Raw genomic sequence first — 22,718 nt, 5'->3', positions numbered from 1 at the left:
TCAGTCCCTCCCTTGATATTCAAACCAATCAAAATCGGCATAGCCAGCACTTTGTTTGCCATTCCCAGAACAGTACATTCCAATATAAGCACCTACGAAGCCACTAGCCAGGTCTGTACTCAACACTCTCCCATCAACATCTCTCGCAAGCAAATGTCGCTCTGCAGGATCTATCGCATAGCTAAAGGTATAATCCTGCCCATTGCCTTCTACGGATAAGTACACACACCAATCTTCTAATGCTTGTGTGGCAATCAATTGGTCGCTGCCAGCTTCTCTTCTCACTAGCTTTAACGTCGGCTGTTCATTTTCCGTTACCATTTCCACACGAATTTGATAACCATGATTCTGTAATAACACCAGGCCAGCACTATCTGTCGACTGAGCTGGTTTAAATTCCATTGCCAACTCAGCATAAAAATCAATATGCTGCTGCCGCCTTCCTACAAAGGATGGATTCTCTTCTTCCATAATGGTTTCTTGTTTTGCCTTTAGACGTAAATAACCTTTTCGCTCGGTTAAGGACCAAAAGGATTCTCGAGGCGTACGAATAAAATTCCACTGATCACCCAGCCTTTCCGATTCAAAGGAGTCATGTAACGGTTGCGCAGGCCATTTATGTTCCGGCAAGTTGGGAAAAGCCATCTCTGGTTCAACCAGCCCACTGCCCGGATTCACAATCGGCCAGCCTTCTTCCCAAATAAATGGAACGAGAAATGTTTCCCGACCCAGATTTCGATAATAACCGCCGAAGGGTCTGGAAGCTAAGCAAACCATCCACCAGTCACCTGCCTGTGTCTCTATGATATCGGCATGCCCAACATTTACAATCGGATAATGTCTACCTAAATGTCGATGCGTCAAAATCGGATTGGTTTCCGTCATTTCATATGGACCTTTTACCTGCTTACTGCGTGCGATCGTTACTGCATGCGTATGTCCTGTACCGCCCTCTGCAATCATTAAATAATACCAATTCCCTATTTTATATAAATGCGGAGCCTCCTGTGCGTGAGCATTCTTTAACGCACCATCCCACAAACTATATTTCTCACCAATTAGTTTACCAGTCTCCAGATCTAACTCCTGCAACCATATCTCGTTATGCTTCTTATATCGCTGGCCTGAAGGTGGTTTACGATTCCCGGTATAATACACCTTACCATCATCATCAAATAGCAGTGATGGGTCAATTCCAGGCGCATCCTCAAGCCAAACCGGATTAGACCAAGGACCGGCCGGATCACTCGCTGTTACATAAAAATTCCGTCTCGCACCCGTTGGACTAACCACAAAGGTAGTAATCATATAAAAGGTGCCATTATGGTAGCGAATCGTTGGGGCATATATACCTCGCGAAAAAGGGGTCTGATCCAAATTCAATTGTTCTGGTCGATCCAACACATGACCTAACTGGCGCCAATTCACCAGATCTTTACTATGAAAAATCGGCACACCAGGAAAATACTCAAAACTGGAAGTGACTAAATAATAATCCTCTTCTACTCGACAAACCGATGGATCAGGGTAAAACCCTGGTATAATTGGATTTTTAAACGTTTTCATTAAATTTCTTCTCCTTTTTTGCAAGATTTAAAATATCATATGGTGATTCGTTCATTTCCACGTACATTAGAAATCCTCTTAATCTCCGCTCACTAAATCCTCCCTGATTGGAGTAAACACATCTAACAGCTTACTTTTGGTTAATGCCGTTACACCATGAATGGCATTAGATGGAATCTGTAATGATTCTCCTTCCTCCATCACTGTTTCTTGCTGGCCAACCGTAAATAGCAGCCTGCCTTCTAAACAATACGTTAATTGTTCATGCGGATGACTGTGACTGGCACCTTGTGCCCCTTCCTCAAAAATCACTTCCATCATCATTAAGTCTTTTCCTGGCTGATGGACTTTACGCTTTACGCCAGGTTCTGCTTGTTCCCACTGATTTAGCGTCATGCCACTACCTCCCTTCTATTAATGAGTACAGGCAATATGCTCTGCAGCGCCATCACTCCTAAAATGATAAAGCCAGCGGTGTGAGCATCTATTTCTTGTGAAAATAGCATAAATATTAATATCCCCAAAGCTCTCCCAACATTAATGATCGTTTCACGCAACACGATGGACTCCACCCGAAATTCGGCGCCTAATGGAAGTCGATCAAGCCATTGGAAGTAATAAGCCGCAAAAGCATTGGCCTGTAGGGGCTTAAACATATTTTGTGTAACCATAAACAGTACCACACTCCAGACCGCGATCTCCCATGTTAAAAAAGTTCCTGAAATAAAGAAGCCAATAGCAGCAATCCACAGATATTTAATCGTTTGATCAATATTCGCAAAACGAGAAATAAGGTAACTCATCGCAATAGATATCGTTAAGAAACCGGCATTTAAATAGCCTACCATTCCTTCATCTTCAAAGATGCTGTAGATAAGAATCGGTGGAAGATACATCATGATCCCTTGTGGAAATCCAATAATAAACCAACCGATTAACGCCGAACGAAAAGCTTGCTGACGTTTAAGTATTTGAGGAAGAAATTTCATGTAGTAGCTGCGATGCTTAATACGTTCCTTTTTTAATCGAAAACTCCTCATCGTAGCTAAAAGAAATAATAGAAACGCCAGCGAAAATACCAATAAATAGCCCATTAATCCTTCAAATAAACTAATGATAAAACCAGCTAAGACAGGTGCTAGTAAATTAGAGGAACCCATGACCATCTGATTCCATCCCAAATACCGATGACGATTTTGGTTAGAAGAAACCTCATGTACAATCGTAAAGTAAGCCACCCAATACAAACCTTGTGCAATACCACGCCATAAAGCGAACCAATAGAAATGATTCACAATCCCCTCTTGAACCAAGATAATCAATAAATAGAACAGGGCCGTCATCCAGATACCATAACGATAAAGCGAGACTGCCTATTCGTAGGACTTCATTATCTTCCACGAATGGCTAGCGAGACTTATCAGGATGTTTAGCGTCCGTTGCCCTGAATTAGCCTCTTTTATTTTTCCAGTATCCTGAAGTGGGGCTTACGGACGGTTAACGCTGTGATAAATTATCGTACGCCCTTTCTTCTTTGACACCTTGCCAATTACAAAAGTAGTGACAGCTTGTGATAGAATAGCTATAAAATTGTACGCTCCGTTCACCCATAAACTGTTCGTTAAACGCCATAAATATAGATTTACAAAAATAATGGATAAAGCACCGCCAAATTGAAAGATGGCATGGTTCATCAAGACGTTGACCGCATCCAGTGATAATCTCTTTTCTTTATCCAGTTTCCATACCTTATCCAAGCTATACACTTCTTTCTATTCACTTATTGAGACGCCCTTCTTTATCCCATATATGATGTAGTCGCTGGTGAATCAATGTCGCCTGAGTCGTTGCATTCATATCACCTTCCGCTAACCCCAGCCCTAATTCCACAGGTGCTGGCATACCAGGATAAGATTCATCCGCTTTTACCTGTGCTACATTGGGGGCTTTTACAGAGTGGCCAATTTCTCTAGAGAAAGCACCATCTGCTTGCTTTAACTGCTCCATGTTATCTATTGTCATCTTGACTACTTCCTCTAGCGTTTGCTCTGACACGTGCACGTTTAGATAAGATAACAAATCAATCGGATTTCGGATATAACACATATCAATCGCGATCTCGTTATGTAGACAGTCCCATATCGATTGATAAATTTTCCCTTGATTGGGTAACGCAATCTGATATTTCCGGTAAAAAGTGTGGAGTTTAAAAGTTCCTGAGATCCTTACATACATGGACCCTTCTCCCCATAGTCCTGTCACCTTATCTTGTTTTTCTGCTAGATAGTCCGCAAAAGCCTGCACATAAATCGATTGTATTTCAGCATCCATCTCCGCTACATACACCATCGATGAAGCCAATAAGTCACAACCTCTCCAGCTGTTAACCAGTGAAATCTGCTCCCACTTCGCCCGATAGTCTTCCAATGAAAAAGCATAGGAAGGTGCTTGCCTTTGCTGAACTGGCAGTGGATATAAAGGGCTTCCTCCCAGTCGTCTCAAACTATTGACGGCATAATTCAATGCGCGGTGTACCATCACTTCATCCTGCTTCATCAATGGATGCGGATCATAGAAATAACCCGTGTCTGGCTGCTGTCGTTCTTGAAAAAAACGAATCAACGCTTGCCTAGGGAGCATATCCAATGCTTTTGATCTACTTAAAATATTAATTGCCTGTGCCGTCGATTCAATATCAGGAGGATACGAACGCTTCCTAGCAGCACTCTGAGCAAAGTAAAATCCTCCTGATTCAGGATCATACCGCTGTAATACCCATGGCACTACATCTTTCAGTAAATGATCTAAGCGCTGACCTGCTTCTTCACGCCAGTTTTTCATCGCTATGTTTCTCTCCTTTTTTGATTAACCTTTAACAGAACCGAGAAGGGCCCCTTTAGCAAAATACTTCTGTAAAAATGGATAAACTAATAGTACGGGAACCGTTGCAACGACAATCGTCGCCATCTTCACCGTCACTTCTGGAGGCGGGGCATCTGTGTATGCTTCTGCGTCATAATTCATCCCACTTGCCAATACAACAATTTGTCTTAATAGCACTTGCACAGGCCATTTGTCTGCATCTGCTAAGTATAGAATGGCATGCATATAGGTGTTCCAATAAGTGACTGCATAGAATAATGATATCGTTGCTATTGCAGGTAACGATATCGGAATAACAATCCGAAACAAAATGCTAAAGTCATTGGCTCCATCAATTTTAGCTGATTCTTCCAGACCTGATGGCAAATTCATAAAGAAACTTCTTAGAATAATCATATTAAAGGCATTGATCGTAACCGGCACTACTAATGCCCATAACGAATCTAACAGTCCTGTTTGTTGTACTACTAAGAAAGTCGGAATCATACCACCATTAAATAATAAAGTGAATACAATTAAAAAATTCAACGTTCGTCTGCCAACTAGATCCCTTCGTGACAGGCCATAAGCAGTAAGAACCGAGAAGAACATACTCCAGATCGTTCCTCCAACCGTTACCATTACGGAAACTCCTAATGCTTTAAAGATTGTATCTGTAGAAAAAATATACTTATACGCCTGCAAACTGAATTCTGTCGGAAACAATAAAAATTTTGTCCTTGCAATCTCCGCGCTTGTTGCAAACGAGCTCCCTACCACATGAATAAAAGGCAAAATCGTAATAATCGCAAGCAAACCTAATAGAAAATAATTAAAGAAATCAAACACACGGCTCCCCGCAGAAATCTGTTGTTTAGCCACTCCTCTTCACCTCGTTTCCTGTTATCTTTTTTAATAGATACCTTCTTCGTTAAATCTCTTCGCTAACCAGTTTGCAAATACTACCATAGCTAAGCCTACGCCTCCTTTAAAGAATCCGACCGCTGTACTGTAACTGAATTGACCTTGCTGTAAACCTGCCACATAAACATAGGTATCAAAAATCTCCGCAACATTTCTATTAGAAGAGTTTAACAATAAGTAGACATGCTCAAAACCTAGTTCCAATACGTCACCAATTTTCAGTATTAATAAGACAATGATGACATTACGGATTGCTGGCACGGTAATATGCCACATTTGGCGAAAACGATTCGCTCCATCCATTCTAGCCGCTTCATACAATTGCGGATCAACTGCTGTGATAGCAGCTAAAAAAATAATCGTCCCCCAACCTGCTTCTCGCCAAATAACCTGCAGGATATACATAGGTCTAAACCAATCTTCATTTAAAAGGAAATTGACTTTCTGTAAACCTAATGATTCTAAGATAGCGTTTACAATTCCGCCATCCAGTGTTAACAATACATAACTGATAGACACAATAACTACCCATGACATAAAGTGCGGAATATAGACCAAGGTCTGTACACTACGTTTGAAAAATTGGTGTCTCACTTCATTTAGCATAAGGGAAATAATGATAGGAATCGGAAAAAAGATAAAAATCTGCAGTCCAAAAAGGACCAAAGTATTCTTGAAAATCATCCAAAATTCTGAACTTGCAAATAATCGTTGAAAGTGCTCTAACCCTACCCAGTCACTCCCCAAAATTCCTCTATATGGTTTATAATCTTGAAATGAAATGACTAATCCATACATAGGGAGATATTTGTAGATAAAAAAATAGAGAAAACCAGGTAAAATCATTAAGTAGATTAATTTGTTTTTCTTAATATTACGCCATGTTTCCGAACGTTTCATGTTTCTAATCTGTTTCCGTTCTTTTACGGTTAGTGTAGAATGCTCCATAAGCCAAACCCTTTCTTTATCAATTTCTGTTGTAAAAAAGAACGCTAGGTTTTACAAGTTATCAACTAGACCTACAATAAAGTGTTATCCATCACCATAGACTCTATTATCCGTATAGGAGGATCACATCAAGAGAAAATACGAACAGATCACTTGGTTTCTATAAACCATTACACCGGATAGAAGGACCCTGCCTTGCAATGTAATGTTCACGCCATCTGTTGATACTTCCCTCTGCCCTAACAAAAGCGTAATGGAAAGGATACATGACGTAAATAATCATTATCTTACTAATCCCAAATAACCTTGATATCAAGCCTTATCGCAAATTTTTTGTTCAAATATCCTTACGTTACAGATCATGATTATCCATTCTGTTGTGAGGATAGGGAGGGCTCTCAAAATGTTCATTTTAAGAGCCCGCTTTTTTCTTATTGTGCCGCGTTATACTCTGCGATAATATCCTCTCCACCATCTGCTTCCCATTTATCAACAGCGGCATCGAAACCTGCTTCATCAATCTGACCGATTATATAGTTATACGTAGCATCTGTAATGATTTCTTGCAATCTTGCACCGTCATTCACATAGGTTTCTGAATATAAAGCAACGGTTGGATCTTCGATTAAATATTCTTCGTTCTCAACGGTTAATTCTTCAGCCTTTGCTTTGATGTCATAGTCATGATACCCTTCGTAACGTCCATTCGTTTCAGGCTCGCCTATCTCAATTGCTTGATATGGTTTGACTTCTCGATCCGTCAAAGCTTGATCGTCTGAGGGTGAAGCTGCACCATCCACCACTTCGTAATGTTCTCCTTCAATACCCCAATAGGCATAGTTCATTACTTCAGGTTCCATCAATTGATCAAAAAAACCTAGAATTTTCTTTAGATCTTCTTCTGTCTCTACAGAGCTTTTCGGAAACATAAGCAAACTTCCGTATCCCGGAATCGACCAAGTGCCGAACTCGCCATGCGGTCCTTCCACAGCATTTTGAACATCAAATTTGGCATCTGGATTGATCGCTACTGCGTCATAGTTGATACTCGCTACATCGCCCATTGAACCAACGTAGATACCTGCTGTTCCATTCTTAAAAAATTCCTGTTGATCTGTTTTACTTGTTACAGGAAAATCCTGATTAATATAGCCATTTTCATGCATTTCTTTGAAAAAATCCATCGTTTGTTTGTACTCATCAAACATAAACTCTGGTCTTAATTCGCCATCTTGCTCGCCCCAGTTATTCGGTGTTCCAAACCACGAACTAACCGTTTTGAAGGCACCATAGATCAAGTCACTTCGGTCCGTAACTCCAAATGTATCATCTTCTCCGTTTCCATCTGGATCATCCTCTGTAAACGCACGCGCCATTTCCATAAATTCATCGGTCGTAGTTGGTGCCTCTAAACCTAAATTATTTGCCCAATCTTTACGATAAATCATACCTTGACGCGATAATGGTCGCCCTTGATACAAGGTATATAAATTACCATTTACTCGCGTATTATCTACTACATTCTCCTTCAATTTAGATAGATTATCGAATTCATCAATAAATTGACCTATTTCCCAAAACTGCTCATCTTCTATTGCCTCTCTAAACTGAATAAAAGAAGCCTGGTTTTTCAAAAACACAGCCTCTGGCAAAGAATTGGTTGCGAAGGCCGTGTTCAAACGATCATCATAGTTATTATCAGGTACCCATTGAATTTCGATGTCTGTATTGGTTTCTTCTTCAATCTTTTCTAATATCTTCTCATCAGGTACTTCTGGTGTATGCAAGTTGGCCATTACAGTAAAAGCAAATGGTCCTCCACTGTCATCGGCCGAATCATCCGAGGAACTGCTTCCTCCTTCACTTGAGCTGTCACTGCTATTACATGCTGCTAAAACAAAGATGAATGTCAACAATAAGACCGTTCCAAATAGCTTTCTCCAATTACTCAAATTAACCACCCTCCAAAATATTTATCATTTTGTACCGCATTGATTGATTTTGGGTACATTTCCTATAGTAATGAAAACGCTTCACTTTGTATATAATCACTTTCTCATAGCTCACTGCATCCGTGATGATAGCTCATGTTTCATTAGAGGTTTTTTGTAGAATAATCATCTTTCTATTAGCCCACAAAAAGAGATGACATAATGATTATTCTTTTGCTACTTATCATCACGAACCCTTTTGTAGCAACGATTACAACTTGCTTAGATGATGATTACACCATTGAAAACGCTTTAATTGATTGTTTACGAAATCAACATTACAAGGTATTCTCTTATTATATAACTTTTAAGATTGGAGGACGTGCTATAATGCAACTAACTGGAATATGGGGAGGATTCTACCGTATCAGTGTCTGGGTTACTCGATTTGCTTGGCTGAATTTATTATGGGTTGCCTTTACTTTAGCAGGATTGATTTTATTAGGACTGCTTCCCGCTACTTTTGCCATGTTTGCCGTTGTTCGTAAATGGGTGGTTCAGGAGTATGATATTTCTATTGTTAAAACTTTTTTCGCTGAGTACAAAAGCACATTTGTTACATCCAACCTGTTGGGACTTGTGTTATACGCTATCGGTTACATTTTATCAGTCTTTCTAAACTACACTGGATTAATGGCAGACTCCAGTGTATATCCGATTTTATTTGGTCTATTTGTGATTGCTGCTTTCTTTTATACCGTGTTACTTCTTTATATTGCCCCGGTATATGTCCATTACCAATTAACTTTCTGGCAGTATATCCGTTATGCCGTTTCTATCGGTGTGGTAAACTTACATTATTCTATTTGTGCATTAACCATCTTAACAGGAATCTATTTTCTATCTTTTTATTTACCTGGAATTACCCTGTTTTTTAGCTTCAGCGTCAGTGCTTATACCAGCATGTTCATTATCCATATCGGTTTTAATCAGTTATTAAAAAAACAACAAGAACAAACAAAAGAGATTAACGTGTCTCCATTGTAGCTGTTATGCAAAAACCAGCTATAATGACCACTAGACCTGAGACACATGATGAATAAACCTTTTTTTAAACAGGGAAACGGACTCGAAAAATCAAACTTCATGCAATATGCAGTTGGACGAACAGAGCTGACATTGTCCATCCAGCTTAGCTACTGTAATTAAGTACACAGTTGATGATAACTCCAGACAAAGGAAGTTCACTATGAAAAAATTATCTACTCGGCATTATTTTAAACTTATTGCCTTTTTATTTATTTTAAGTACCGTACCTGTTATTATCACTGGCGGTCTGTCTTACTGGCAATCTTCTAAGGCCATCGTGGACTTCTCTAATGACGAGAAAAAACAAAATATCTATCAAATTCAAACCAATGTGGAGCAAGTTCTGCGATATATTGATCTATCTACTACTTATTTTGTCCGTTCTGGCCAAACACAAGCCTATCTAAGAGAAGATATGCGCGCCAATGTATTTAGTGATTTTCATCAGTTACGGAAAGATTTAAACCATTTACAGACGATTGAAACTGGAATCGAAGATATTATTTTGGTTAGCTTAGACAATCGTTGGCTGCTAAATAACGACGGACTCGTGCGATTAGATAATCAAACGTATCAAACGATCTATCAAGATTACCTGCAGATTCCTAATACATCAGCATGGCTAGTCGAAGAGGCAGACAGAATCGGTCTTCCCAACGCAACGAAAAAAAGTTGCTCTCAATATATTAATCTTGTTAAAAAACTGCCACTTTTATCATCGAATAATACAGGTTTGATTTCTGTGATTATTCCCAGTTGTGAACTCCGGGAAATTATGGCACAAAGTAATGATAACGAGTCTTTCTTGATCTTAGATGAGGAGAACCGTACGATCGCACAGAGCAATACCGAATATACAGGGGAAACAAGCCAGATACCTCAAGATCTATTTGAACACATTGATAACAATGCACTCGAAGGAGAATTTGAATACCGTCTAAATAATGTTGATTATAAGATCTCTTATCAAACATCAGACTATAATAACTGGACTTACTTATCCTTCGTCAAACTAAGTGACTTACACATGAAATCCAGTTCCATTGGCTGGCTCACATTCTGGATTGTGATTGTTCTCTTAACTACTTCTTTATGCTTTGCTTTTGTCGGCAGCAAAGTTCTATATCGCCCAGTCAAAAAACTACAGCAAATTATCGATGCCAACCACCATGAAAAAACAGATACAACCGCACCTGTTAACGAATTCGACATGATCGAATCCCACATTGAACGTCTATTAAATCAGAATCATCTGTTAGAAAAACGAGTGCAAAGCCAAGTTTCACAGTTGAAACAATTATTTATGATGCGTTTATTACAAGGTAAAGTATCAAAAGGAGAAATACCGCTTAAAGTGAAAGCATTTCAGTATGAACAAGACTGGACTTCTTTCTCGATCTTTTCTCTAAAAATAGATGAAATCGATCAACAGAAGTTCAATTCCAACGATCACGATTTGGTCCTATTTGCGATTAATAACTTAATGGAGGACTTGCTTTCAGAGAAAGAGCGCTTAACACCTGTTGTCATCAATGACACGCAGATAACCATAATTATGATGAAATCAAACAATGCAACGGAATATTCCCGGTTACTAAACCAAAAGGCGGAGTTGATTCAATCCAAAGTCAAAGAACTACTTCATTTATCAGTCAGCATTGGTATAAGCAAGACCCATCAAAAACTGGAATATGCCCATATTGCCTTCAAGGAAAGTAAAGAATCGCTTAAGTATCGGTTGAAGATGGGTGAAGGTTCTATCATTTTTTATGATAATTTGAATAGACGTTATTCCAATGTAGCACCTTACCCTGTTGCGATCAAAAACAAGATCTTGGATGCGATTAAATTATGTGAGAAGGAAATTGCTTTACAAGAATTAACCAAGTTCTTTGATTATCTAGACCGACATGACATTCATCATCAACAGTTAGAAATTATTCTCTCTCGTTTCCTGTACGAGTTATACGAATTGAAAGAATCACTGGGAGCATCCGTCGAACAGTTTCAAACAACAGAAATGATTACACATTTTCAAAACCTTCGATCGATGGAGTCTATTCATGATTGGGTAAGCTCAGAAATTATTCTCCCACTCATTCAGAATATTGAAGAAAAAGATGATTCCAAGAATCGCAAAATTTCGGATAGAATAATCACTATGATTCATAATAACTTTGATAAAGATCTTTCACTTGATATTATAGCTGCTGAGCTGCATTATAACCCTAATTATTTGAGCAGCATTTTCCAAAAAGAAGCCGGTTATTCGTTTAGCGAATACTTGCTCCGTTATCGCCTAAATAAAGCGAAAGAATGGTTAGTCTCCACCAAGATGTCTGTAAAGGAAATTGCACAAAGGCTGAAGTATAATAATTCACAAAACTTTATCCGCTCCTTTCGCAAAATGGAAGGCACAACACCTGGGAAGTATAGGGAGCAGTATCGAGGGAGGGATTGAGTATGAGGTAAAACAGCAAAAACTAAAAGAGGAAGTTTACATCATCATAGAGCTTCCTCTTGTTTTAAAATTGTTTGTACAGTTGTAAGTGATAGCTTGGACGGCTTTTTTTTATAAAACAATTTAAATTCTTTATTTAATGAAGAGAACAAAGATTGCTTCCTGAAAAATTCATTCATACTGTAAATTTTATTTTGCAAGAGTTTTATCCTTGTACATATAAAAGCTAATTTATTTACAAACATCATTTTATATTCGTATAATCTATCAAGTGTCTCACTATTATAAGCTTTCTATTTACATGTAATTCACTCCAAGTCGGCAGGCCAATGAATTTCAACTCCATTGTTTATGAGTAACTGCTGATAAGCAGACAAATGGTTCTTCTCTACACGAACCTGATGAGGAGAAATATCATTATCAATAGCATAGGCTATTAAATAACCAACTGATTCGCCAATGTTCCATTCTGTTGGGTGGAGACGGTAACAGCTGTTAGTAATTTGGGTGGTTCCAATATTTTTACAAGCTGGCAGTAAATTTTTTAATCTTACTGGTAATAGTGCGCCTAAGGGGATTTCATATGGTTTACTAGGGATATAGAATGTCCTGTTTGTAACGGTGGTATGATGCATATCCAAGTGATAACTTCCCACACCGACACTATCCTCAAATGTACATCTCTCATTTTCTGTTATAAAGTCCTTACTGACATCTCTTTCTGTTATAGTGTAAACGGCTTTTATTCTTCTTGATTCACGAATATAAGGATATTTCGCTAGCCCATCCTCTGTACCTAACGCTGTAGTTGCTAAACGGAGTTCTGGATATCCGCGCCCGCCACCATAACGAGGAGCCTCTGTCTGGAGCCAGTATAGTAGAGAAAGGCTGAGTTGTTTTGCATTTCCCAAGTGTCTTTGACGTTCTTTTTCGGAAACATCTATAATCGAGCCTAAAAAGTAATCATTTTGTGGCCAATTAATTAGCGATATATCCCCTTCATATAAATTTTTAGCTAAATGTCTCGTATCGATCGCTCGACGATAGGTAAATAAGTCAGCTATTTTTTTACTGTTTGGTAAAAGGGTAAATTCCTTTAAGCTAGTTATGTCTGCAGAGTTTACTGCATACCAGCTTAGTAACGGTTTATCTGAATAAGTCGGTATGAATGTTTTCCAAAAATCGTACTGTGCTGGTTTTGGAATGACGAAGTCACCGTTTTCCACATATTCTACGGCAAGCACATAGGTAATCGCTTGTATATCTGATGGGTTAGGTTGATCTAAGGCATGTGGTTCTCCTGTCTCTTGCTTAGCCTCTGCTCCAGTTACATATTCTGTATTAGTTAAAGGAAGAAGCTCTCCACACTCCGTCGCATCAACAAAATAAGGAGCGGTGAGTTTTATTATCTCCTGAGACAATGATTGTTGTTGTATATTTATCGAGGCAACCTTATCATTACTCATTTCTGCTTCCATCAGTTTACTATTCAAATGTATCATGACTTGGTTGCTGTTAATATAAGGTGCTAACATATCTTGCAACACACACAATGCAACTTTTGGTTCATGGGACAGTCGGCTGACCCATCCATTTCCTGGATTGAGAAATGGATCTTTTTTTGCCTGATCTGTTAGAGGGTAATTGTTTTTATAATATGCGCGAATTCGATTTCGAAATTCTCTATATGTTTTTGTACAGCCAAACTTTTCAATCCATTGGTGTTCATCTGGAGGAACCGCTTGACTGGTTAGTTGACCACCTATCCAGTCTGTTTCTTCTGTCATAATTACCCTTAATCCCATTTTGGCAACCGCTAGGGCAGCGGCACATCCCCCTAATCCTCCGCCTACAACGATAACATCAGCTTGTTCTTGTTTCATCAACTCACCTCTCCTCCGTTTTTAATGCGGAGACAAATGTTTTTGTAATGAGCTGTGGTCTAGTGATTGCTCCGCCCACTACTACTGACCAAGCTCCCAGCGCCAACATTTTTTGAGCCTGTTCTGGTGTATGAATCTTTCCCTCCGCAATCACCGGAATATCATAGACAGTGACGAGTTGTTTAACAAGATTAAAGTCTGGTCCCGTTTTATGTGCTGTTTCTTCTGTATAACCTGATAGCGTAGAAGAGAGGATATCCACGTTACACGTAGCAGCATACTCAGCATCTCGTTCCGTTGCAATATCCCCCATAACCAGCGCACTACTATGATCATGGATGTAATCCACCAGATCTTTTAATGATTCTTGACTAGGTCGTGGACGATTGGTCGCATCTAATGCAATCACCTCTGGATTAACAGGGAGAAGCTCTTGTATTTCTTTAACGGTTGGCGTAATAAAAACTTCACTATCGGAATACTCACATTTCACAATAGAAATAAGGGGAAGTCCTGTCTGATCCTTGATTGCATGAGCATCCGCAGGTGTATTACACCTTATTGCTTTGGCACCACCTTCCTTTGCAGCTTGTGCCATTTTTGCCATCATATTAGACCCATGAAGCGGCTCATACTCAAGTGCCTGACAAGAAACAATAAGGTTCTGATGGATGGTATCTAAAAATTGTTGTTGATCCATATAATTATCCTCCATTATCGTGTTAATAATGTTGTACCTCTAGTTCTATACCACACTCAAACATTCTGTTCCAAGGGGCATAGGTATGAATTTGTATCGACGTCTGGTTAAAACTATTTGTAATTGTTTCTCTGAATCGTTTCAATAATAATTTATCTCTGATCCGATCAATCATCTCAGCCTGATCCTTCAAATCAAAATAGGTTAATTGATAAGCAGGTAGGATTTCCTCTGCTAGTTTCATCCTCAGCTCTGCCTGATAAAAATAATCGTCCAATAAATGGTAAATAATATTTTCTTTAATCTTCAATGTATTGGTGTGCGATAGCCCGAGTACCCCTTGGGAAATCGTAGTACCCAGTGTATTTCCATTCGTATTCCATCCTTTATATGACAGCATTTTATCTAGTATACCCGCTTGATCTAACCGGATAATTAATTCATGGTCCCCACCGTTAGCATATGCTGAATCAGCAATGATCAGCTGCTTCCCTTGGCAAACGAATCCTTTCATATTCTCTACAAACATAGATAGATTTCGAAAGCTATCATAGGTTATATCTTTCTGATACTGTTCCCATGATTCTTGCATTATTTTCCCTGGCGTGTTATATGCAAGGATTAAATCGGCTTCATCCGGATCATCCGTCAGTCTACAGCCAGCTGCCATCGTATGTGCCTTCAAACTCTCATAAAAAGGACGATCCTCATATAGTGGAATAAGCTGAGCACCCAGCGTGCTGCTCCAAATAGGATAAATGGAAGGAGTACTATGATAATAGTCATTATAAGCTCTAGCCAGCAGAGTAGCACCAACTTCATCGGCACCTGGATATATATGCACCTGATTGTATAACTGCAATTCTCCACGCCTTTTTAAAACGGCATGTTGATCTTTGGCAGTATAACCAAATTCAGCACTGTCATCCTGAGGAATCGCTAAGAAGGTCACGACACCATCCTTCACAAGTTCTAAGACACACTGATTCATTCGGGAATTAAACCTTCTTCGTCGTTCATAATTCTCGATGTATGTGTTTGGCAGAGAATGACTGATTTCCTGTAACTGTCTGCTTTCTTCTTCTGAAATAAGGTGTTTTTCTTCCTTATCCGTTAAGTATGCGCGCAAAAATAATTCCCGCCCCCAATCAGCATAATAATCAGGCTCCTCATCATTTGAGCTATACTTTGGTGTACGCATAATCATATTAGACGCATAAATTGATATATTGGGAAATTGACGTTGAAAATCTCGTAACCGTTTTAACCACTTATCCCCTGTTTTTTTCTCCATTTCGTGCAGTCGTGATGGTATCAAGCCGCCATAAATCAGCATATCTAAGCTCAATATTAAGGAATCAACTTCACTTGCATTATCTATTATCCAACTCCATAAACGCTCAACAGCTGCAGGTGTTTTTTTATTACTTAAGAGATGTATTGGCGGCATGACCAATTCCAGATCCCGTGATGAGTTTGCTATTCTTTTGACAACCAGTGTATTACATGGCCTTTCATCAATAGGAATATATATTATTCTCATCTCTACTCTCCTTTACACGTTAGACTCATGTTGATCCACTATCATATCCAACTCTTGAAAAAGCGTGTCAATCAAGTATAAAATGGAAATCTCTCGTATGGAATGAGTACCTATTCCACTATCATCCGGAATATATAGGGATAAATTGGTGTTCTCTAGTACTGGCGATCCTTGCTGGCTGGTTATGCCAATTGTTGTGGCACCTTCAATTTTTGCCGTTTTTAAGAACTCTATAATTTCTTTATCATGACCAGAGATGCTCAATCCGATAACTACTGACTGTTTCCTATCTAAATTCGAGGAAATATTTAACTGATAGGTACTTGAAAAAACATCAACGGGAATACCTAATGTCATAATACGATATTTGATTTGATTCATGATCAGGGCCAGTTCCTCATTCCCAAGTAGGAAAATATATTTCGCTGACATTATGGCTTGCATGATTTGTAACATCTCTTTATTTTGGTTTAACGTTTCAATTTTATCTAATATATTAAAGTAATCCTGCTTTATTTTTATCAAGCTATTTGCTTCCGACTTGTCGTGAATTCTATTTCCTACTAACGCTTCTTTTGCCATAAGACGAAGCTGACTATAAGAACCGATATTCAATTTCTTACAAAATCGGGTAATCATGGATTCAGACACATTAATTTTGTTTGCCATTTGTGAGATGGTATGATTTGGTACATCTGTTAGATTCATCGTGATATACTTGGCTATTGTTTTTTCCCCATTTGTTAGCTTATGTTTATTGGATTCCATCATGGTAGTGATTTTATTGAATGGCTGAAGCGATTCTTGCAACAAAAAATGACGTAAAGCACCAATCATTCCTGCATCATTAAGGTTTCCGGCAATTTCAATCTTGGTTTTCTGCAAAATCGCAGGGATAACGTCTTTCTCTAATTGTTTCATAATCAGTGGGTGCAAAAATTCCTTTTGATTGGTAATTCCACCACCTATAACAAGCATTTCTGGATTCATAATATAAATAATGGTGGCAATACCTTTTGATAAATAATAGATTAACCTGTTGATTTCCTCGATACAGATTTGATCGTCATGCTGTGCCATTTCAAATATTTTTTTACCATCTAGCTCAGACGTGGTACAATTCTTCCGTTTCGCCACATTTTCAATAAGTGTCTTTGTAGCGGCCAACTCCTGGAATTCCTCTCCTTCAATGGGGATATATCCAATTTCTCCACCGCTGAAATGATGGCCCGTATGTAATTGATTATCAACCACATAGCTACCACCTATACCTGTACCTATCGTTAAACAAAACATACTTTTGGCGTCTTTACCTTTCCCAATCCAAGACTCAGCTAAACCGACACAATTCACGTCATTCTCTACCCCTACCGGCAAACCAAAAAAATCCTCTAGTTCTTGCTTTACATGTATACCGGTATATTCAGGAATAATTTCTGAAGCATATAAGATAACTCCCTTCTTAGAATCAACTTGGCCAGCTGTACTAATGCAAATTCCACTTATTGTGTGGTCATTCATTAGCTCTTTTCCAAGCATCTTCACCTTATTTAACACTTCTTTACCACCTAAGTAGGCATCGGTTAAGTGTTCATTTTTTGTGACAAATTGCCCTGTTTCGGTAAGTACACCATATTTAATGAGTGTTCCCCCTATATCAAACGTTAAAAAATTCCTCATAATTATTCTCCTTACCATCGGTAGTTCATCTACTTATCATGTTGTTAGCTTTATTGATCATCGCAAACCTCTTATCTAAACGCTAATTCCTGTTTCGAGTATATCAAAAAATGGAATAGAGGATGCAGATGATGAGCTGAAAATGTAAGATTTACTATAACTGACTTATCCCTTTACAGCACCATCTGTTTGCCCAGATATGAAATATTTCTGCAGCCATAAAAAGATGATTAAACTAGGAATAGTCGTTAAAATAGAAGCAGCACTTATTAATTTTAGGTTTCCACCATCAAAATTCTGAGACATTTGTGCCAATCCAATGGATAAGGTGTACATACTGCTTTCAGTTGTATTAATTAGTGGCCATAAATAATCTCCCCATGTAAACGTAAAGGTATAGATTGCCAATGCAATTAATGTTGGTTTAACTAAGGGTAATGCGATTTTCCACCATACCTGAAATCTATTTGCACCGTCTAAATAAGCAGACTCCTCTAAATCCTTTGGGACAACTAGGAAGGCCTGTCGCATAAAAAACACACCAAAAGCTGTTGATATTTGCAGCACGGTTAATCCGATATGTGTATTTCGGAGACCCAGTTCACCGGCAATTTGAAATAATGGTGCCATAAACAACTGAAAAGGTACCGTCATCGTAGAAATAATTAAGATGAGCACCAAGCCTCTTCCTTTAAAATCAATGCGAGCTAAGGCATAGCCGGATAAACTACTGAATAATAAATTAAATACTACAGCAATAGCTGTTACGATAACCGTATTCCAAAAATATAGAATAAAATCTGTTTGTTGAAATGCATTAATATAATTATCTAAAGTTGGGTTACTAGGTAAGACACCGTCATAAATACCTTGTGAGGCCGGCTTTAAGGATATAATCAATGTATATATAAATGGACCGACAGTAATAGCAGTAATGATCAACATTACAATGTAAATCCAGATCCTTTTACTGATAGAATTTGATTTCATTCTTTTTCACCCCTTTAACTTTTTAGGTCTTTTTCACGACCGCTAGTGAGTTTCATTTGTAACAATGACCCAATAATAGCCATCGCTAATAATACCAGACCAGCTGCAGAAGCAATGCTAACATCAAATTCCATAAATTTATCGTAGATATACATAACTAGAGTGGTTGTGGCTCCAGCAGGCCCACCATTTGTTGTAAGAGCAATTTCTTCAAAAACTTTTAAACCATTAACAAGGGTTAAAATAGACACCAACGTAATCGATGGTACTAACATCGGAATGGTAATTTTAGTGAATTGCTGAATAGAATTAGCCCCGTCAATACTAGCCGATTCATATAATTGCTTAGGAATAGACTGCAAATTTGCTAGATAAATGATCATATAGTAGCCTAATCCCCTCCAAACAGTGATAAATGCCACAGCTACAAGCGCCGTTGATGAATTAGTCAAAAAGTTCATTGAAGAGTCAATAATTCCAATGGAAAGCAGAATGTTAGACAGAGTACCATTTTGAGCGTAAAGCATTTTCCACATAAGTGCTCCAACAACGATTGGTGTAATAACAGGAATATAATACAAGACTCTAAACATTCCGACGGCTTTTATTTTTTGATTGACTAAAACAGCCAATATCATCGGTAAAAATATATTTAAGGGCAATACAATAACGATATACAGAATAGTATTACCAAAGGCTTCCCAAAACAATTCATCAGTAAAAATCTCTCTAAAGTTCTCTAATCCTACAAATGTACTTGTTTCAGCAATTAATTGATAATCTAAAAAACTCCATCTGAATGCTTCAATAATCGGTATAAATAGAAACGTAACCAATATAGCAATAGACGGTAACAGAAATAACCAAGGAGCTACATTGTTCATAACATCTTTGTTGTTAAGGATTTTTTTCATTTGATCCCCTCTCTTGAATGAGAGAGACTAGCAACCATAAGAAGCTAGTCTCAAAATTTTTCATCAAAATGTTGGGGTTATGCCTGCTTCCTCAAATGAGGCATCCCATTCTTCTGCAATTTTAGCCAGTGCTTCTTCAGGAGTTAAATCTCCTTGTAAATTTTCGACGTAAACTCTTTTTATAATATCTCGTAATTCTGCATTGTTCTCGATTTGCGGAATTAATACCTCAGAACGTTCCAGTGATTTTGAAGCTTCAAGCATACCTTGAGCTTTCGGTGAATCTCCAGGATCGGTAAAAAATTCATCTTCTAAAGATTCGGTAGTGGATGGCAGTACCGTTCCAGCAATTTTTGCAAATTCAAGCTGATTCTCAGCGTTGGTAACAAACTCCGCTAAAGCAACAGCAGCCTCAGGGTTATCTGTCTTTGCAGGTATGGAGAAATTCATAACAGCTACATTAACCGGGGCCTCTGGATCATTCAATGGCTGATCAGCTCGAGCATTCTCATAAACATTTGGCGCGCCTGATTCTATTGGCCCTAAGAAAGTTACGCCTGTTTCTGTTAAAGAGATATTTTCAGCCATAAATAATTCCTGCGCTGTACCAAAAGATCCTTCGGCATTTTCTTGCGGCATAATCCCTTCCTCATACATCTTCTGGGTTAAGTTAAAAAATTCAATTAAGGATTCATTGTCCTCAATCACTGTTACACCATCTTCTACGATAGGTTCACCATTTGCCAGCGTTATCATTTTTTCCATAATGGTTTCGCCTGTATTAATGATTTGAAAATAAGAAGGATTCCCGGTTTCCTCAGTGATTACTTTAGCAGTATCATATATTTCCTGTGTACTTTGTGGCACTTCATCTATCCCAGCTTGTTCAAAGTGGTCGTTGTTATACCAACTGACGGTGGTTGTCAGATACCAAGGAAGAGCATACAAACCATCAGCAAAGTACCCAGCGTTAAATGGTCCTTCTAAATAAGAGTTTTGTGTTTCTTCATCAACATGATCTGATAACTCCAACAGCCCACCTTGATCTGCAATGTTGACCATAAAACGTGGTGCTAAGTTAACAACATCTGGCACATCATCGCCCGTTAACGAAGTGAGTACATTTTGTTCAATTTCATTTTGTGGAATATCTTCTATAACAACATCTACATCTGGGTGCATTTCTTCAAATGCTTCTTCAATATCAGTAAAATAGCTGTCAAACGGTTCTCCTGACAGCGAGGCAGTCCACATCACCACTTCACCTGACAAACCATTGGACGATCCCGATTCATTTGATGACCCGGAATTATCCTCCTCACCACAAGCTATCAGACCAACCATCAGCAAAAAAAGCATGGAAAAACAACTAATTTTTTTCATGAATATACCCCCTTGGATAAAATTAAGCATTTCCAATAAAGAAGAAATCGCTTCCTTAATTGCAATTGTACTAACATCGATGACAAAAAGCAATAGATTTTAAAAATAATTTTTAATTTGTATTTAATTAATAAAAATAATTTTTAATTAGTTATTTTTGTAAGCAGCGCTATTCACACACTTTCAATATATGTAAATAACCCTTACTACCACACCGGTAGCAAGGGTTACTTTAACAATTTATTTACTAAAAAAGAGGCAGTTCTGCATTATCCAAGTATATAATCAATTTACTACTAAACATGATCTAGCCACTTTCATTCCACAGTGTGCTGCTTTTATCAATTATAAATAGGACGTGTGTGGATGATTTAGTTGGCTAATTCAAGTCTTCCTCCCACTCTTTGATATCATTAATAAGTTCCTCTACAATTGAAGGATAGCTTTCTTTTAAATTAATTCGTTCGCCAGGATCATCTTTGATATTGGATAAATGCACGGGATCTGGCGATTCTTTAGTATTGTATAACCTTCCATTCAGTACGAGCTTCCAGTCTCCTTTTCGAACAGCATATTGATCACTCTCGGCCCAAAATATTTTTTCATGTGGAGTAGCTGATCTATTTACTGCCATATCAAATACACTCTCACCATCTATTGTTCGATCTTCAGGGATTTCCTCATCAGCTATGTCAATAAAAGTAGGGAAAATATCCATCATTACTCCCAATTCATCACTGATTTGTCCGGATGGAATTTTTTTTGGGTAACTCAAAATAGCAGGTTCACGTATTCCCCCATCAAATAAACTGTCTTTATGCCCTCGAAACTTACCTGCGCTTCCACCATAATAGACATCTTCTGTCCCGTCTAAGTAATTTCGGGATTCTGTTGAAGGACCATTATCACTGGAAAAGAAGATAACGGTGTCATCTAATAATCCATTTTCCTCCAATGTATTCATAATCTCACCAACACCATCATCCATAGCTGAAATCATTGCTGCCATAATGCGTTTATCTGCTGGTAAATCAGGAAACCTGTCCAAATATTTCTGTGGAGCATGCATTGGATAATGAGGAGCATTGTATGGTACGTACATCAAAAATGGTTCTTCCACATGACTTTCAACAAATTGAACAGCCTTCTGTGTAATTATTTCAGTCATATACTGTCCGTTTCTCCAGACTTCATCTTGATTATGCCAAAGGTCATGGACCGGATTGGTGCCATTAGGTCCATCCCCTTGTTCCCAGTAAAAGATATGTGAGTAGTAATCTACACAACCTGCCAAGAAGCCGAAGAACTCATCAAATCCATGAGCATTTGGGGCATTGTCTTCAGCGACTCCTAAATGCCATTTCCCAAATATCCCTGTTTTGTATCCCCTATTTTTAAAGTAACTAGCTAGTGTGATTTCATCACTAGGAAGCCCTGATGTACCTCTTTTCCCTCGAAGAATTTCACTCACTCCTGTACGTCCTGGATATCGTCCGGTCATTAACGAAGCACGTGAAGGTGAGCAAACTGAAGAATTTGAATACCAATTGGTAAACCTAACACCTTGCTCTGAAAGTCGATCTAAATTCGGGGTTTTTACATCATTAGATCCATAACAGCTAAGATCTCCATAACCTAAATCATCTGCATATATTATAATAAAATTGGGCTTTCCCATCTTTATCCCCTTTCCATAATTTTTCTTCGTGATATTCATATAGATTTCTATACTAAAGGGCAGAAATCACCTAGCTTCATTGTAGAATCAACATTTAGCAAGGTTATTCCTGCCGATGTACTACTTATGGGTGTATAAACTATGCATGATCAAGCACAAATATAAT

Annotated in this window: 18 protein-coding genes; 2 read left to right on the top strand and 16 right to left on the bottom strand. The window is 38.3% G+C overall.

Translation table 11 applies throughout. The annotated features are described in order from the left end of the window. The 8 genes from E0E32_RS03345 to E0E32_RS03310 form a co-directional block, all read right to left on the bottom strand. A complete protein-coding gene (locus tag E0E32_RS03345) occupies positions 1-1,566 on the bottom strand; it encodes a glycoside hydrolase family 43 protein (protein WP_066195761.1) in 1,566 nt (521 codons plus the stop codon). 78 nt (positions 1,567-1,644) lie between these two features. Continuing rightward, on the bottom strand, positions 1,645-1,962 hold the full coding sequence (locus tag E0E32_RS03340) for a cupin domain-containing protein (RefSeq protein WP_066195758.1): 318 nt from the start codon (positions 1,960-1,962) through the stop codon (positions 1,645-1,647). After that, on the bottom strand, positions 1,959-2,909 hold the full coding sequence (locus tag E0E32_RS03335) for an MFS transporter (protein WP_130858947.1): 951 nt from the start codon (positions 2,907-2,909) through the stop codon (positions 1,959-1,961). Before E0E32_RS03335 ends, E0E32_RS03340 begins: the two co-directional genes overlap by 4 nt. 144 nt (positions 2,910-3,053) lie before the next feature. After that, positions 3,054-3,323 carry a hypothetical protein gene (locus tag E0E32_RS03330; RefSeq protein WP_066195753.1) on the bottom strand — a complete coding sequence of 90 codons (270 nt, stop codon included), beginning with the start codon at positions 3,321-3,323 and terminating at the stop codon, positions 3,054-3,056. A 19-nt stretch (positions 3,324-3,342) separates the two neighbouring features. Further along, complete coding sequence (locus E0E32_RS03325) at positions 3,343-4,407, bottom strand: prenyltransferase/squalene oxidase repeat-containing protein (protein WP_286171679.1); 1,065 nt, start codon at positions 4,405-4,407, stop codon at positions 3,343-3,345. A gap of 24 nt (positions 4,408-4,431) precedes the next feature. Then, the gene (locus E0E32_RS03320; RefSeq protein WP_130858946.1) at positions 4,432-5,310 is read right to left on the bottom strand and encodes a carbohydrate ABC transporter permease; all 879 of its coding nucleotides are present in this window, start codon (positions 5,308-5,310) and stop codon (positions 4,432-4,434) included. A gap of 30 nt (positions 5,311-5,340) precedes the next feature. Beyond that, complete coding sequence (locus tag E0E32_RS03315; RefSeq protein ID WP_066195747.1) at positions 5,341-6,300, bottom strand: ABC transporter permease; 960 nt, start codon at positions 6,298-6,300, stop codon at positions 5,341-5,343. Between the two features lie 431 nt (positions 6,301-6,731). Then, positions 6,732-8,252, bottom strand: coding sequence for an extracellular solute-binding protein (locus E0E32_RS03310; RefSeq protein WP_066195743.1), 1,521 nt, complete (start codon positions 8,250-8,252; stop codon positions 6,732-6,734). A 201-nt stretch (positions 8,253-8,453) separates the two neighbouring features. Between E0E32_RS03310 and E0E32_RS03305 the strand changes: the two genes are divergently transcribed. Continuing rightward, positions 8,454-9,278, top strand: coding sequence for a YesL family protein (locus E0E32_RS03305; protein ID WP_235817560.1), 825 nt, complete (start codon positions 8,454-8,456; stop codon positions 9,276-9,278). A 202-nt stretch (positions 9,279-9,480) separates the two neighbouring features. After that, positions 9,481-11,781: a helix-turn-helix domain-containing protein gene (locus E0E32_RS03300; protein WP_130858945.1), complete on the top strand. Its 2,301-nt coding sequence runs from the start codon at positions 9,481-9,483 to the stop codon at positions 11,779-11,781. A 308-nt stretch (positions 11,782-12,089) separates the two neighbouring features. On the opposite strand, the gene E0E32_RS03295 is transcribed toward E0E32_RS03300, so the two are convergent. The 8 genes from E0E32_RS03295 to E0E32_RS03260 all read right to left on the bottom strand — a co-directional run bounded on the left by E0E32_RS03295 (position 12,090) and on the right by E0E32_RS03260 (position 22,552). Further along, the gene (locus E0E32_RS03295) at positions 12,090-13,664 is read right to left on the bottom strand and encodes an FAD-dependent oxidoreductase (protein ID WP_130858944.1); all 1,575 of its coding nucleotides are present in this window, start codon (positions 13,662-13,664) and stop codon (positions 12,090-12,092) included. A 4-nt stretch (positions 13,665-13,668) separates the two neighbouring features. Beyond that, positions 13,669-14,364, bottom strand: coding sequence for an N-acetylmannosamine-6-phosphate 2-epimerase (locus E0E32_RS03290; RefSeq protein WP_130858943.1), 696 nt, complete (start codon positions 14,362-14,364; stop codon positions 13,669-13,671). A gap of 22 nt (positions 14,365-14,386) precedes the next feature. Next, complete coding sequence (locus E0E32_RS03285; RefSeq protein ID WP_130858942.1) at positions 14,387-15,907, bottom strand: DUF4127 family protein; 1,521 nt, start codon at positions 15,905-15,907, stop codon at positions 14,387-14,389. Positions 15,908-15,919: 12 nt separating this feature from the next. Continuing rightward, positions 15,920-17,587: an ROK family protein gene (locus E0E32_RS03280; protein ID WP_165444939.1), complete on the bottom strand. Its 1,668-nt coding sequence runs from the start codon at positions 17,585-17,587 to the stop codon at positions 15,920-15,922. A 165-nt stretch (positions 17,588-17,752) separates the two neighbouring features. After that, entirely contained in the window at positions 17,753-18,577 is an 825-nt protein-coding gene (locus tag E0E32_RS03275; protein ID WP_066195726.1) for a carbohydrate ABC transporter permease, read from the bottom strand. A gap of 14 nt (positions 18,578-18,591) precedes the next feature. Continuing rightward, a complete protein-coding gene (locus tag E0E32_RS03270; protein ID WP_066195724.1) occupies positions 18,592-19,491 on the bottom strand; it encodes a carbohydrate ABC transporter permease in 900 nt (299 codons plus the stop codon). Positions 19,492-19,554: 63 nt separating this feature from the next. Beyond that, the gene (locus tag E0E32_RS03265) at positions 19,555-20,874 is read right to left on the bottom strand and encodes an ABC transporter substrate-binding protein (protein WP_165444938.1); all 1,320 of its coding nucleotides are present in this window, start codon (positions 20,872-20,874) and stop codon (positions 19,555-19,557) included. 379 nt (positions 20,875-21,253) lie between these two features. Next, positions 21,254-22,552, bottom strand: a complete 1,299-nt coding sequence (locus E0E32_RS03260; protein WP_066195720.1) for a sulfatase-like hydrolase/transferase — start codon at positions 22,550-22,552, stop codon at positions 21,254-21,256. Positions 22,553-22,718: the final 166 nt, after the last annotated feature.

This window comes from Gracilibacillus phocaeensis (assembly GCF_900626275.1).
In the GTDB taxonomy this organism is placed as follows: domain Bacteria; phylum Bacillota; class Bacilli; order Bacillales; family Amphibacillaceae; genus Gracilibacillus; species Gracilibacillus timonensis.
The sequence above is the reverse complement of the archived record's forward strand: the minus strand, read 5'-3'. Positions and strand labels throughout refer to the sequence as shown.